General features: G+C 51.4%; 13 protein-coding genes. 5 read left to right on the top strand and 8 right to left on the bottom strand.

Annotation, left to right across the window (positions count from 1 at the left end):
- Window positions 1-2: 2 nt before the first annotated feature.
- From spoT to gmk, 3 genes are read right to left on the bottom strand one after another with little or no spacing between them, the layout of a single operon-like run.
- Entirely contained in the window at window positions 3-2,114 is a 2,112-nt protein-coding gene (gene spoT, locus OGV69_RS06130) for a bifunctional GTP diphosphokinase/guanosine-3',5'-bis pyrophosphate 3'-pyrophosphohydrolase (RefSeq protein WP_038635422.1), read from the bottom strand.
- 18 nt (window positions 2,115-2,132) lie between these two features.
- Window positions 2,133-2,408 carry a DNA-directed RNA polymerase subunit omega gene (gene rpoZ, locus OGV69_RS06125; RefSeq protein ID WP_000135058.1) on the bottom strand — a complete coding sequence of 92 codons (276 nt, stop codon included), beginning with the start codon at window positions 2,406-2,408 and terminating at the stop codon, window positions 2,133-2,135.
- Between the two features lie 54 nt (window positions 2,409-2,462).
- Window positions 2,463-3,086, bottom strand: coding sequence for a guanylate kinase (gmk, locus tag OGV69_RS06120; RefSeq protein ID WP_038635416.1), 624 nt, complete (start codon window positions 3,084-3,086; stop codon window positions 2,463-2,465).
- Between the two features lie 261 nt (window positions 3,087-3,347).
- Between gmk and ligB the strand changes: the two genes are divergently transcribed.
- Window positions 3,348-5,027: an NAD-dependent DNA ligase LigB gene (gene ligB, locus OGV69_RS06115; protein WP_069323701.1), complete on the top strand. Its 1,680-nt coding sequence runs from the start codon at window positions 3,348-3,350 to the stop codon at window positions 5,025-5,027.
- Here the strand turns inward: ligB and OGV69_RS06110 are convergent.
- Window positions 5,024-5,641 carry a trimeric intracellular cation channel family protein gene (locus OGV69_RS06110; protein WP_038635410.1) on the bottom strand — a complete coding sequence of 206 codons (618 nt, stop codon included), beginning with the start codon at window positions 5,639-5,641 and terminating at the stop codon, window positions 5,024-5,026. The two genes, ligB and OGV69_RS06110, sit on opposite strands and share 4 nt — an antisense overlap.
- Before the next feature lie 443 nt (window positions 5,642-6,084).
- Between OGV69_RS06110 and OGV69_RS06105 the strand changes: the two genes are divergently transcribed.
- On the top strand, window positions 6,085-6,756 hold the full coding sequence (locus OGV69_RS06105) for a hypothetical protein (RefSeq protein ID WP_038635407.1): 672 nt from the start codon (window positions 6,085-6,087) through the stop codon (window positions 6,754-6,756).
- A gap of 13 nt (window positions 6,757-6,769) precedes the next feature.
- Window positions 6,770-7,210: a hypothetical protein gene (locus OGV69_RS06100; protein WP_069323702.1), complete on the top strand. Its 441-nt coding sequence runs from the start codon at window positions 6,770-6,772 to the stop codon at window positions 7,208-7,210.
- Window positions 7,211-7,311: 101 nt separating this feature from the next.
- Here OGV69_RS06100 and OGV69_RS06095 read toward each other — a convergent pair whose 3' ends face one another.
- Complete coding sequence (locus OGV69_RS06095) at window positions 7,312-8,175, bottom strand: YicC/YloC family endoribonuclease (RefSeq protein WP_069323703.1); 864 nt, start codon at window positions 8,173-8,175, stop codon at window positions 7,312-7,314.
- A 125-nt stretch (window positions 8,176-8,300) separates the two neighbouring features.
- On the opposite strand from OGV69_RS06095, the gene rph reads away from it, so the two are divergent.
- Together rph and pyrE are read left to right on the top strand one after the other, a co-directional pair.
- Window positions 8,301-9,017 carry a ribonuclease PH gene (gene rph / locus OGV69_RS06090; protein WP_003024054.1) on the top strand — a complete coding sequence of 239 codons (717 nt, stop codon included), beginning with the start codon at window positions 8,301-8,303 and terminating at the stop codon, window positions 9,015-9,017.
- A 65-nt stretch (window positions 9,018-9,082) separates the two neighbouring features.
- Entirely contained in the window at window positions 9,083-9,724 is a 642-nt protein-coding gene (gene pyrE / locus OGV69_RS06085) for an orotate phosphoribosyltransferase (RefSeq protein ID WP_061066836.1), read from the top strand.
- A gap of 89 nt (window positions 9,725-9,813) precedes the next feature.
- Here pyrE and slmA read toward each other — a convergent pair whose 3' ends face one another.
- From slmA to coaBC, 3 genes are all read right to left on the bottom strand, one after another.
- Window positions 9,814-10,410: a nucleoid occlusion factor SlmA gene (gene slmA / locus OGV69_RS06080; protein ID WP_003024060.1), complete on the bottom strand. Its 597-nt coding sequence runs from the start codon at window positions 10,408-10,410 to the stop codon at window positions 9,814-9,816.
- Window positions 10,411-10,526: 116 nt separating this feature from the next.
- Complete coding sequence (gene dut / locus OGV69_RS06075) at window positions 10,527-10,985, bottom strand: dUTP diphosphatase (RefSeq protein WP_006687626.1); 459 nt, start codon at window positions 10,983-10,985, stop codon at window positions 10,527-10,529.
- Complete coding sequence (gene coaBC / locus OGV69_RS06070) at window positions 10,963-12,183, bottom strand: bifunctional phosphopantothenoylcysteine decarboxylase/phosphopantothenate--cysteine ligase CoaBC (protein ID WP_087857269.1); 1,221 nt, start codon at window positions 12,181-12,183, stop codon at window positions 10,963-10,965. Before coaBC ends, dut begins: the two co-directional genes overlap by 23 nt.
- Window positions 12,184-12,259 lie beyond the last annotated feature (76 nt).

The raw sequence follows: 12,259 nt of genomic DNA, 5'->3' as shown, positions 1-12,259 counted from the left end.
CTCTAGTTTCGGTTGCGGGTGACTTTAATCACGTCCGGCATGACGCGGATTTTGCGCATAATATTCGCCAGATGCACGCGATCGCGAGCGGTCAGGCGAATAAAGGCGCTATAAACACGACCGTCTTTCTCTTCAGTATTCAGACTTTGAATATTGGAGGTCGTCGTGTTGATTGCCGCCGTCAGGTTCGCCAGAGCACCCTGGTGGTTAAACATGTCCACCTTAATTTCGGTGATGAACTCCTGCTCTGTCTCTTTATCCCATTCCACCGCCATAAATTTCTCTGGCTCTTTCTGGTAGCCACGAATGTTACGGCAGGACTCATGGTGAATCACCAGACCTTTACCCGGACTGACGTGGGCAATGATCGGATCGCCAGGAATTGGACGACAGCATTTGGCAAAGGTGATCAGTACGCCGTCTGCGCCTTTGATCGGCAGATGACCATGACCAGATTGCGCAGGAACGTTCGCCGATGCTTCGCCCTGCTGAAGGTTTTTCGCTACCACCACGCTCATGGCGTTGCCAAGACCGATTTCCGCTAACAGATCGTCAAGCGTGGCGAGCTTCATACGCTCAAGCTCACGCTGGATACTTTCCTGCGGGATTTCAGCCAGTTTACGGCTACCACCCAGGGCATGGTTAAGCAGTCGACGCCCCAGACTGACGGAATCATCGCGCTTAAGGTTTTTCAGCAGTTGGCGAATTTTTGCTCGCGCTTTCGAGCTGACGACGAAGTTGAGCCATGCCGCATTCGGCCGGGCGCCCGGCGCGGTAATGATTTCAACGGTCTGACCGCTAAACAGCGGTTGGGAAAGCGGATAAGGCTGTCTGTCGACACGTGCGCCAACGCAGGCATGACCGATATCGGTATGTACGGCGTAGGCGAAGTCGACAGGCGTCGCACCGGCAGGCAGCTCGACAATACGCCCTTCCGGTGTGAAAACATAAATCTCATCCGGGAAGAGATCAGATTTAACGCTTTCAATAAATTCAAACGAGCTACCGGCGCTTTGCTGCAGTTCCAGCAGGCTTTGCATCCAGCGTTGTGCGCGGATTTGTGCCGTGGTGCTGGTTTCGCCATGCTCTTTGTACGCCCAGTGTGCCGCGACCCCCATCTCCGCCATCTGGTCCATGTCTTCGGTACGAATTTGTACTTCAACAGGCACGCCGTGCGGGCCGATCATTGAGGTATGCAAAGACTGATATCCGTTCGCTTTGGGAATGGCGATATAGTCTTTCACGCGACCTGGGCGCGGTTTGTACAGGCTGTGCATCTGGCCGAGTACGCGATAGCAGGTATCGGAGTCATGAACGATGACGCGGAAAGCGTAAATGTCCATGATCGAATGAAAACGCTGCTCTTTGAGCACCATTTTGCAGTAGATCGAGTACAGGTGTTTCTCGCGACCGCTTACGCGACACGGAATGCCAGCTTCCTGCAAACGCCCTTCGATCTCCGAGAGGATTTTTTGAATCATCTCTTTGCGGTTGCCGCGGGCGGCTTTTACCACTTCTTTAATCACGCGATAGCGGTTCGGGTACAGCGCTTCAAAACCCAGCTCTTCCAGCTCGGTTTTAATGTGATGAATACCTAAACGATGTGCCAGCGGACTGTAGATTTCGAGGGTTTCACGGGCGATGCGGCGGCGCTTATCGGGGCGTAATGAGCCCAGCGTGCGCATATTGTGGGTACGGTCGGCGAGTTTGATGAGAATGACGCGGATATCCTGCACCATCGCCATAATCATCTTGCGAAAGTTTTCAGCTTGCGCCTCTTTCTTATCGCGAAACTTAAGCTTATCAAGCTTAGATACCCCTTCTACCAGCTCTGCAACGCTTTTACCAAAAAGCTGTTCCATGTCCTGGTAGGTGGCTGGGGTATCTTCAATCACGTCATGCAGCAGCGCAGCCATCAGCGTTTCGTAGTCGAGTTTCATCTCGGCCAGAATGCAGGCTACCGCTACCGGGTGCGTGATATAAGGTTCACCGCTTGAACGTGTCTGGCCCTCGTGAGCGTCACGTGCAACGAGATACGCCTGCCGAAGACGCTTAATCTGGTCTTCCGGCAGGTAGTTTTGAATCAGCTGATTCAGGCTTTCAAACAGATACAAGGGCGACCCGCTTTGTGATTAACGACGACCTTCAGCAATAGCGGTAACGGCTTGTAATTCAGCGGCTTCCTGCTCTTGCTGTTCCTGGCGCTCACGTACGTCGAGGATCTGGTTGTTGATCAGACCTTCTTCGATTTCGCGCAGCGCGATAACGGTAGTTTTATCGTTTTCTTCCGGTACGAGCGGATCCTTTCCGCCTACCTGCATCTGACGAGCGCGACGCGCGGCGACCAGTACCAGGTCAAAACGGTTACCAATTTTCTCTACAGCGTCCTGAACAGTTACGCGTGCCATACTTAAAATGCTCCACAGGTGAAGAAATGACTGGGCATGATACTGAATGTGGGTTCAGTCTGCCAACAGTTTGCTGATTAAAGCGTCATGACGCTGCTTTTGGCGGCTCATGCGCAGACGTTCGGCGCGAATGATGGTTTTCAAATCGCCCAGGGCGGTATCGAAATCATCGTTCACAATAAGATAATCATATTCGGCGTAATGGCTCATTTCTGCAACAGCTTGCGCCATACGTTTTGCGATCACGTCTTCGCTATCCTGACCTCGACCACGAAGACGGCGGTCCAGCTCAATCTTAGAGGGCGGCAAAATAAAAATACTGCGCGCATGCGGCATTTTTTCACGAATTTGCTGCGCACCTTGCCAGTCGATATCTAAAAAGACGTCTACGCCGGATGCTAATACTTGCTCAATGGCCTCACGCGAAGTGCCGTAGTAATTACCGAAAACCTCAGCGTGTTCCAGAAACGCGTCTCTGCCAATCATGGCTCTGAATTCGTCATGGTTCACAAAGAAATAGTGTTCACCATGCACTTCCCCCGGGCGCGGTGCGCGCGTGGTGTGCGAAACAGAAACCTGGGTGTCATACAACGGTTGGGTCTTTAATAAAGCCTGAATCAGGCTGGATTTACCCGCGCCACTGGGGGCAGAAACAATATAAAGCGTGCCTTGAGCCATGAGTATCTTAATGTATGTGATTGTCGAAAGAGAGCCTACATACGGGCTTATTATACACGTAGCCGCTATGTGACGTAGCCTTTGTCACACTTTTTGCGCATGTTTATTGCGTTTTGCGTACCCGTTTCCTGTTTTACCGGCAATTTGCAGCAACACGTGAAAATGTCAGGAAGCCTGCTCGCACGATGAATTTTTGTCGCTCTGTTTCGCTTGCACTCCGCGCTATACCTGCCGGGAAACACATTGGTTAGCGGAGGCAATATGGGGCTATGGAAATGCCTTGGCATAGTTTTATTGTTCTGGAATTTGCCGGTCTGGGCGGTATGCCCTGTCTGGTCTCCAGCTCGGGCAAGCGAGGAAATTTCACGATTACAGCAGCAGATAACACAGTGGAATGAGAGTTACTGGAAACAGGGTGTCAGCGCCGTTGATGATGGCGTTTATGACCAGCTCAATGCGCAACTCATCCAATGGCAGTGCTGTTTTGGCGATGAAGCTCCACCTGATCTGTCTGCGCCCCCAATAAGTGGCACAGTCTCGCATCCAGTACCTCACACGGGGGTCCGCAAGCTGGCTGATAAGCAAGCGTTACAGCAATGGATGCGTGTTCGCAGCGATCTCTGGGTACAACCAAAGGTCGACGGCGTGGCGGTCACGCTGGTCTATCGCAATGGCAATCTGGTAAGAGCGATTAGCCGAGGTAATGGCCTGAAAGGTGAAGACTGGACGCAAAAGGTGCTGCGGATACCTTCCGTACCACACACTTCCAAAGGTCTGCTGGCAAACAGTACGTTGCAGGGTGAGATATTTTTACAGCAGGAAGGGCATATCCAGCAACAGAGCGGGGGAATGAATGCCCGCTCAAAGGTCGCTGGAATGATGATGCGCCAGAGCAACCCGGAATTGTTACGTTCGTTGGCTATTTTCATCTGGGCCTGGCCTGATGGTCCGGCGGTCATGTCGGAAAGGCTGGAACAACTCACTGCCGCTGGGTTCAGTTTCACGCAACGCTATACCCAGCCCGTGAAAAATGCGGACGATGTCGAGCATGCCCGTACCCGTTGGTGGACTTCGGCACTCCCTTTTGTGACGGATGGCGTCGTGGTGCGATCGGGGAAAGAACCGCAGGCGCGATACTGGTTACCTGGGCAGGGAGACTGGCTGGCGGCATGGAAATATCCGCCCGTGGCTCAGGTATCCGAGGTCACAGATATTCAGTTTTCAGTCGGTAAAAGTGGGAAAATTGCCGTAGTCGCGCTGCTGGCACCCGTCATGCTGGATGATAAACGCGTGCAACGCGTCAATATTGGCTCTGTACGCCGCTGGAATGAATGGGATATCGCGCCTGGAGATCGGATCCTGATAAGCCTGGCCGGACAAGGGATCCCGCGTATCGACGAAGTGGTCTGGCGTAGCACTCAACGCACTAAGCCAACGCCGCCTGTGGGACATTTCAATTCAATGACCTGCTTTTATGCCACGCCGGCGTGTTATGAGCAGTTTATTGCCAGACTGGTTTGGCTGGGCGCGAAAGAAGTGCTGGAATTAGAAGGTATTGGTGAAGCGGGATGGCGTAACCTTCATCAGACGTATCACTTTGAACATATCTTTTCCTGGCTCGGATTAACTCAGGAGCAGCTCCGGTCCACATTAGGCGTAAGCAAAGGGGAGAAGATGTGGCATCAGTTCAACCTGTCGCGCCATCTTCCGTTCACACGTTGGGTTATAGCCATGGGAATACCGTTAACACAGGCAACGCTGAATGCCAGTCGGGATGCTTCGTGGCAACAATTGCAGGACCGTGATGAACAAAGCTGGCGACAACTCCCTTTAATGGGGGAGCGCCGGGCACGACAGATTATTCAGTGGCTGGAGGTCAGGGAGGTCATAGCGCTGAGCAACTGGCTGGCTGCTCAGCGTATTACGGGCTTTATGCCTTAATGGCCTTCATGGCGATAATAAAATACTGGCAGGCCCAACTTCAGGCGTAGCGCCAGTAAGCGGGCGGTAAAACCGAAGAGTAGGGTAGAGATAACCACCACATCGTGGCTGGAGACGTAATGTTGCAGCACGATGTAAAGCACGGCAGCGGCAAAAGAAACGCCAGCATATAGCTCTTTCTGGAACACCAACGGAATGCGTTTGCAGAACATGTCGCGTAACACGCCACCGAAGACGCCGGTAGTGACCGCAGCGACCACGGCGATAATCGGCCCGTGACCCATATCCAGCGCCACCTGTGCGCCAATAATAGAAAAGACCACCAGGCCCAGCGCATCCAGTACAAGGAATATTTTACGCAGGTAGGGCATGACAGGAGCAATAATGGTGGTGAGTACCGCAGCGGCCGCCACAATGATGACGTATTCAGGATGCTTTACCCAGCCAAGCGGATAGTGGCCGAGAAGAATGTCGCGTACTGAACCACCGCCAATGGCGGTCGCAGTGGCAATAATAATGACGCCAAATGTATCCATACGGCGACGTCCTGCCGCAAGCGCGCCGGTCATGGCTTCGGCAGTAATACCAATTAAATATAAAACGTGTAACAGCATGTATTCCCCCTGTTGTGCTGGGGGCTAAGGTTATCGATTTGTGCGCATTGTCACGATTGAGATTTTCTAAGGTGAAACGATTTTAATAACTACAGCTAATGTGAATTTGTCAGAAATGCGTTATGGCATGCTGTCTGAAGTGTGGAGTGTAATAATAAACGATGAGAAAATGTAATTTGAAGTGAAGGGGCGGAAGCGAAACGTCGGGAAAAACACGTAGTCCCGCCGTTTACTGGCGGGCTACGTATGATATTTCATCAAGCTATTACTCCTCGACCATAGGACAAGTTGACACGCCAGAAGCCATTAGGGAAGTCATCATGAGTAAACTCTGATATTCAGCGGCCTCTATTCTGAAAAATGGCCCCCTCAGCTATCGCTTCTATGTGTGTAGGGGCATTTACAGCAAAATCTTCAGCATTTAGTCAGTCGGAGTGGTAGATATGAGCGCCAGAGAAGAAATTCAGGATGGCAGAGAGGCTGGAATTTTAAGAAGTGGGATAATCTACACCGAAGTTTTGGGGTGGATAGATATGGGACATGCTCGGGGAGATGATGTTAGAAAGTTACTCTCGGATATGCACCAAGGCGAGCATTCAGGAAAGGATTATTACGATGTAAAATACACTCAAAGTATGGGAAGAGGAGGGCTTATAATTGGGAAGTTCATCAGATGGAGAATTAGAAAAGGGCGTAGCTTATTTGAACGATATAGTATAGCGCTTTCCATGATGATGGCGCTTGCTCATCGTTTTGAGGGTTTACAGTCAAATTTCCCCTTTTATCTTTACACCGACAGCGGTTTCAGTGGTGAGGATTTAGTATCCGATTTGCTGGGGTTCTACCGCGTAGTCTCATATAGTAACCCATTCCCGCTATTGCAACCCGTCAGCAAAGAGGAAGCCCTCAGACGTTGGGATTATTATGGTCCAATCGGCTCTTTTAAAAACACCTCATTCCAACCGATTTTATTTCCCGATCCTATGAAATCAGCTTTAGCTCTTCCTGTAAAAGGTGTTTTACCCTCATTCATGAGAACAGTGATACCTTACAGCGACTTTAGGTCTGGTAACGTTAAAATAGTTTCCAGAGATGGAACGGTCGTTAACTGGTAAAAAAGAGAAACATATGAAACAGGCAGTCATAATAGTGCTGATGGTAATAGCTATATGCAGCTCTTATTTCTGGCCTAATATTAAAATGAGACTTGCATGTAATGCACAATATACAGAGTTTGATAAAGCCAAATATGATTATTACACTCCCCAGGTTTTTAAAAAAATGCCGAGAATATCCCAAGTATATGACTTTAATTATACGAACATTTCTGGCCCTAAGGCTGATGTATGGAGTGTGACGTTCCATGATACCAGGGATACGTGGAAAATTGGTGAATATCTCTCAATGGTGGGCTATGAAAAACAGGAAAAATGCGATATAGAGGCAGAATGCTGGCGCCTCAGGGGATCTGATGAAGTACTGACAGTCGTGAAGATGAACAGCAGCAACGCTGTTCGGGTTGATATTCTGAAGAGTCTTTATAACGACAAATATATGCCAGATAAATAAGTATTCAATTTTATATAAGCCAGTACTTACTGGAGATACGGATAGCCTGCATTGAGCAGGCTATCTAGTACGTTACGATAGCATAGGCATGGTACGCAAAATTACTCGATATTCTGAATTTGCTCGCGCATTTGCTCGATCAAAACTTTCAGTTCAATTGCGGAGTTAGTCACTTCGGCATTGATAGACTTGGATGCCAGAGTGTTCGACTCACGGTTGAATTCCTGCATCATGAAGTCCAGACGACGGCCAACCGCCTCTTTTTTCTTCAGAATGTTGTAGGTTTCTTTGACGTGAGCTTCCAGGCGATCCAGTTCTTCAGCCACGTCGATACGTTGTGCCATCAGCACCAGCTCTTGCTCAAGGCGGTTATTTTCCAGTTGCACCTGAGCGTCTTCCAGTTTGGCCACCAGACGCTCACGCTGCCATTGCAGAATTTCCGGCATATGCGCACGTACCTTCGTCACTTCAGCGCTGACGCCTTCCAGACGCTGCTCGATCAGCGCCTTCAGCGCCTGACCTTCGGTTTCACGCGCAACGATAAAGTCATCCAGCGTACCGTCAAGCGCAGCGAGGATTTCGGCGGCAATGGCGTCCAGATCTTGCTCCTGGGCTGCCATTACGCCAGGCCAACGCAGGATATCAACCGGGTTAATTTCACCTTCATCACTCTGCATTTTGACCCAGTTAGCAGCACTCACGAGCTGTTTAGCGAGCTTTTCATTCAGAATCAGCTCGCCCTGAGCGCTGGTATCCGGCTCAAAACGCAGCGTACATTCGATCTTACCGCGCGTCAGACGCGTGCGGATGCGTTCGCGAACCACGGGTTCGAGACTACGGAACTGTTCCGGCAGGCGAAAATAAGTTTCCAGATAACGCTGGTTTACCGAGCGCATCTCCCAGGTTGCGCTACCCCATTCACCCTTGATTTCACGCCGGGCGTAGGCGGTCATGCTGCGGATCATAGACGTTCCTGTTTTTAAAGATGAGATGGGAGGATTATAGCCATCCACGTCTTGTCAGGATAGGAATAACCGTCGGAAGTCCGTATAATGCGCAGCCACATTCGTTTCAAGCCGGAGATTTTATCATGCGTCCAGCAGGTCGTAGTGCCAATCAGGTGCGTCCCGTCACCCTGACCCGTAATTATACAAAACACGCTGAAGGCTCCGTGCTGGTCGAATTTGGTGATACCAAAGTGCTGTGTACCGCTTCTATTGATGAAGGCGTCCCACGTTTTCTGAAAGGTCAGGGCCAGGGCTGGATCACCGCAGAATATGGCATGCTGCCACGCGCCACGCACACCCGTAACGCCCGTGAAGCGGCGAAAGGTAAGCAGGGCGGTCGTACCATGGAAATCCAGCGTTTGATCGCCCGCGCACTTCGCGCTGCTGTTGACCTGAAGACGCTCGGTGAATTCACTATTACGCTGGACTGTGATGTTATTCAGGCTGATGGCGGTACGCGTACTGCATCGATTACTGGCGCATGCGTTGCGTTGGCGGATGCGCTGAACAAACTGGTGGCGAGCGGTAAGCTGAAAACTAACCCGATGAAAGGGATGGTTGCCGCGGTTTCCGTGGGCATTGTCAACGGTGAAGCGCTCTGTGACCTCGAGTACGTTGAGGACTCCGCCGCAGAAACAGACATGAACGTAGTGATGACTGAAGATGGTCGCATTATTGAAGTGCAGGGCACGGCGGAAGGTGAGCCGTTCAGCCATGAAGAACTTCTCACCCTACTGGCATTGGCCCGAGGGGGAATCGAATCCATTGTAGCGACGCAGAAGGCGGCGTTAGAAAATTGATTTTAAAGGCGACTGAAGAGTCGCCTTTTTTTTGTCTGTAATAAAGTGAGATGAGGAGCGAATCCATGAAACCGTATCAGCGCCAGTTTATTGAGTTTGCGCTTAGCAAGCAGGTACTAAAGTTTGGCGAATTTACGCTGAAATCCGGGCGCAAAAGCCCCTATTTCTTCAACGCCGGGCTATTTAATACCGGGCGCGATCTGGCACTGCTAGGCCGTTTTTATGCCGAAGCGCTGGTGGATTCCGGCATCGAGTTCGATTTGCTGTTTGGCCCAGCCTACAAAGGTATTCCGATTGCGACCACCACTGCCGTTGCGCTGGCGGAACACCACGATAAAGATTTACCGTACTGCTTTAACCGTAAAGAGGCGAAGACCCATGGTGAAGGCGGTAATCTGGTAGGTAGCGCACTTGAGGGGCGTGTCATGCTGGTGGATGATGTTATCACCGCGGGAACAGCAATTCGTGAGTCGATGGAGATTATTCAGGCTAATGGCGCTACGCTTGCTGGGGTACTGATTTCTCTTGATCGTCAGGAACGCGGTCGTGGCGAGATTTCAGCGATTCAGGAAGTGGAACGTGATTATGGTTGCAAGGTAATTTCGATCATTACCCTGAAAGACCTGATTGCGTATCTGGAAGAGAAGCCTGAGATGGCAGAACATTTGGCAGCAGTGCGGGCATACCGAGAAGAGTTTGGGGTTTAATCGTCGCTGCATTGCCCGGTGGCGTTAAGCTTACCGGGCCTACGGGTTGCACAGGCCGGATAAGACAAAGTCGCCATCCGGCAATTGTGTTACTGCAATTGAGCGGCAACCAGCGGCCAGCGGGTGTCAAAATCATCCGTTGGTCGATACTTAAATTCGCTACGTACAAACCGGGACAACATCCCTTCGCAGAAAGCCAGTAACTGGCTGGCCAGCAGCGTTTCATCCACCGTGTAACCTTCGCCTTCACGCATTCTTTTTTCGCGCAGAACCTGGCGTAACTGGGCCTCAATACGTTCGAAAAGCTGGTTAATGCGGCCTTGCAGACGATCCTGTTCAAACATGAGCGCATGCCCGGTCAGAATGCGCGTCAGACCGGGGTTACGTTCACCGAAGCCTAAAATCAGCAGAACGATCAGACGCAGACGTGCGCTGGTGTCCTTTTCATCTTTTAAGATCAGATTGATACGGGTAATCAGACTATCTTCGATAAACTCAATCAGACTATCGAACATGCGAGTCTTGCTGGGAAAATGGCGATACAACGCCGCTTCGGAAACGCCTACAGAGGCTGCCAGTTTCGCTGTCGTGATGCGTTGGCTTCCATCGCTGGACTCAAGCATCAGTGCCAGAGACTGAAGTATTTCTTCGCGACGATTCCTTTTCGCAGTTTGCTTTTCTACCATGTTACAAAATACCCCTGAAAATAAGCTCTTGCCAGGCAGGCATCCACACAGCGACCGCAAACGGCTGTTTGCGGTGTGTTATTGCGTTATTACGCTGTGGGATACTTTTCTGCGGGTTACTTGCGCCCGGAATGGCCGAAGCCACCTTCGCCACGATCGGTGGCTTCAAACTCTTCCACCAGATTAAATTCAGCCTGCACGACCGGTACAAATACCATCTGCGCGATACGTTCGCCCGGTTCAATTGTGAAGCTGTCCTGGCCACGGTTCCAGATAGATACCATCAATTGTCCTTGATAGTCGGAATCAATCAGGCCGACCAGGTTGCCCAGTACGATGCCGTGCTTATGGCCCAGCCCGGAACGTGGCAACATCACCGCCGCCAGAGAGGGATCGGCAATGTGGATGGCTAACCCGGTTGGCACCAGCGTAGTTGCACCTGGCGCCAGCTCTACGGCGTCATCAAGACAAGCACGCAGGTCAAGTCCGGCAGAGCCAGAAGTGGCGTACGTCGGGAGCGGAAATTGTTGCCCTACGCGCGGGTCCAGAATCTTAACGTCGATTTTTTTCATCATAACGGGTCACGATCTCGTCGAGTAATAATTGGCCCAGGAGTTCTTTACGCTCAAGCGGTAAGATTTTATCTCCATCCTGCCAAAAAAGGTGTAATGCGTTGCTGTCGCTGTTAAACCCTTGATTTGATAGCGAAACGTCGTTAGCACAGATCACATCAAGGTTTTTGCGGATGCGTTTTTGCCGGGCATATTCTTCCACATTATTTGTTTCGGCGGCAAACCCAACGACAAAAGGACGATTAGCATCCAGTGCGGCAACACCGGCGATAATATCCGGGTTTTTGACCATTTTTACTGTTAATTCATCACCCTGCGTCGCCTGTTTTTTGATTTTTTCGGGGGCGACGGTCTCGGCGCGATAATCAGCGACTGCGGCGCAGCCGATAAAAATATGCTGTTGTTGCACCACAGATTGCACGGCGGCTTGCATCTCCAGTGCGGTCATCACATCAATGCGCTGCACAAATGGCGGTGTGGGTAACGAAACAGGTCCCGACACCAGCGTGACGTTTGCCCCGCGTTTTGCGGCTGCGGCTGCGATAGCAAATCCCATTTTTCCGGAGCTGTGATTGGAAATGTAACGCACGGGATCCAGCGGTTCGCGCGTCGGACCCGCCGTAATCATGATATTGAGATGTTGCAGATCGTTGACAGGAGAGAAATGTTCTGCGGCCATATCGACAATCGTCAACGGATCCAGCATGCGTCCAGGACCGACATCGCCACATGCCTGGCTACCACTGTCAGGACCCCAAATGAGCAAACCTCGCGAGGCAAGAATGCTCAGATTGTGCTGGGTCGCGGCAGCGCGGTACATCTGCTGGTTCATGGCTGGCAGCACAGCAACAGGAGCAGGCGTTGCCAGACAAATCGTTGAAACCAGATCGTTAGCCATCCCCGCGGCGACGCGGGCAATCAGGTCTGCCGTAGCAGGCGCCAAAATAACCAGGTCGGCCCATTTCCCCAGCTCAATGTGGCCCATCGCGGCTTCGGCGGCGGGGTCAAGCAGGCTGTCGGAAACGGGATAACCCGAAACCGCTTGTAAGCTCAGGGGAGTAATAAACGCTTTTGCCGCTTCGGTCATCGCCACGCGGACGTCAGCGCCGCGTTCCCGTAAACGACGCACCAGTTCAGGGGTTTTGTACGCAGCAATGCCGCCACTGACGCCAAGTACGATTTTTTTACCGGCCAGGCTCATCATGATCTTTCCTGTTGGGTTTCACCAGAAGGCGGATATTTTATCACAATCCGCAATGAGTCGTGCTTTTGCCCGC

Origin of the sequence: Citrobacter sp. Cc139, from assembly GCF_030334645.1 — a bacterium.
Classification (GTDB): Bacteria; Pseudomonadota; Gammaproteobacteria; order Enterobacterales; family Enterobacteriaceae; genus Citrobacter; species Citrobacter werkmanii.
The sequence above is the reverse complement of the archived record's forward strand: the minus strand, read 5'-3'. Positions and strand labels throughout refer to the sequence as shown.

Bases quoted from the DNA above. Each gene is read 5' to 3' on its own strand.
- OGV69_RS06105 (WP_038635407.1), top strand. From the start codon at position 6,085: ATGAGCGCCAGAGAAGAAATTCAGGATGGCAGAGAGGCTGGAATTTTA.
- slmA (WP_003024060.1), bottom strand. From the start codon at position 10,410: ATGGTAGAAAAGCAAACTGCGAAAAGGAATCGTCGCGAAGAAATACTT.
- OGV69_RS06095 (WP_069323703.1), bottom strand. From the start codon at position 8,175: ATGATCCGCAGCATGACCGCCTACGCCCGGCGTGAAATCAAGGGTGAA.
- gmk (WP_038635416.1), bottom strand. From the start codon at position 3,086: ATGGCTCAAGGCACGCTTTATATTGTTTCTGCCCCCAGTGGCGCGGGT.
- rpoZ (WP_000135058.1), bottom strand. From the start codon at position 2,408: ATGGCACGCGTAACTGTTCAGGACGCTGTAGAGAAAATTGGTAACCGT.
- ligB (WP_069323701.1), top strand. From the start codon at position 3,348: ATGGGGCTATGGAAATGCCTTGGCATAGTTTTATTGTTCTGGAATTTG.
- coaBC (WP_087857269.1), bottom strand. From the start codon at position 12,183: ATGAGCCTGGCCGGTAAAAAAATCGTACTTGGCGTCAGTGGCGGCATT.
- pyrE (WP_061066836.1), top strand. From the start codon at position 9,083: ATGAAACCGTATCAGCGCCAGTTTATTGAGTTTGCGCTTAGCAAGCAG.
- dut (WP_006687626.1), bottom strand. From the start codon at position 10,985: ATGATGAAAAAAATCGACGTTAAGATTCTGGACCCGCGCGTAGGGCAA.
- OGV69_RS06100 (WP_069323702.1), top strand. From the start codon at position 6,770: ATGAAACAGGCAGTCATAATAGTGCTGATGGTAATAGCTATATGCAGC.
- rph (WP_003024054.1), top strand. From the start codon at position 8,301: ATGCGTCCAGCAGGTCGTAGTGCCAATCAGGTGCGTCCCGTCACCCTG.
- OGV69_RS06110 (WP_038635410.1), bottom strand. From the start codon at position 5,641: ATGCTGTTACACGTTTTATATTTAATTGGTATTACTGCCGAAGCCATG.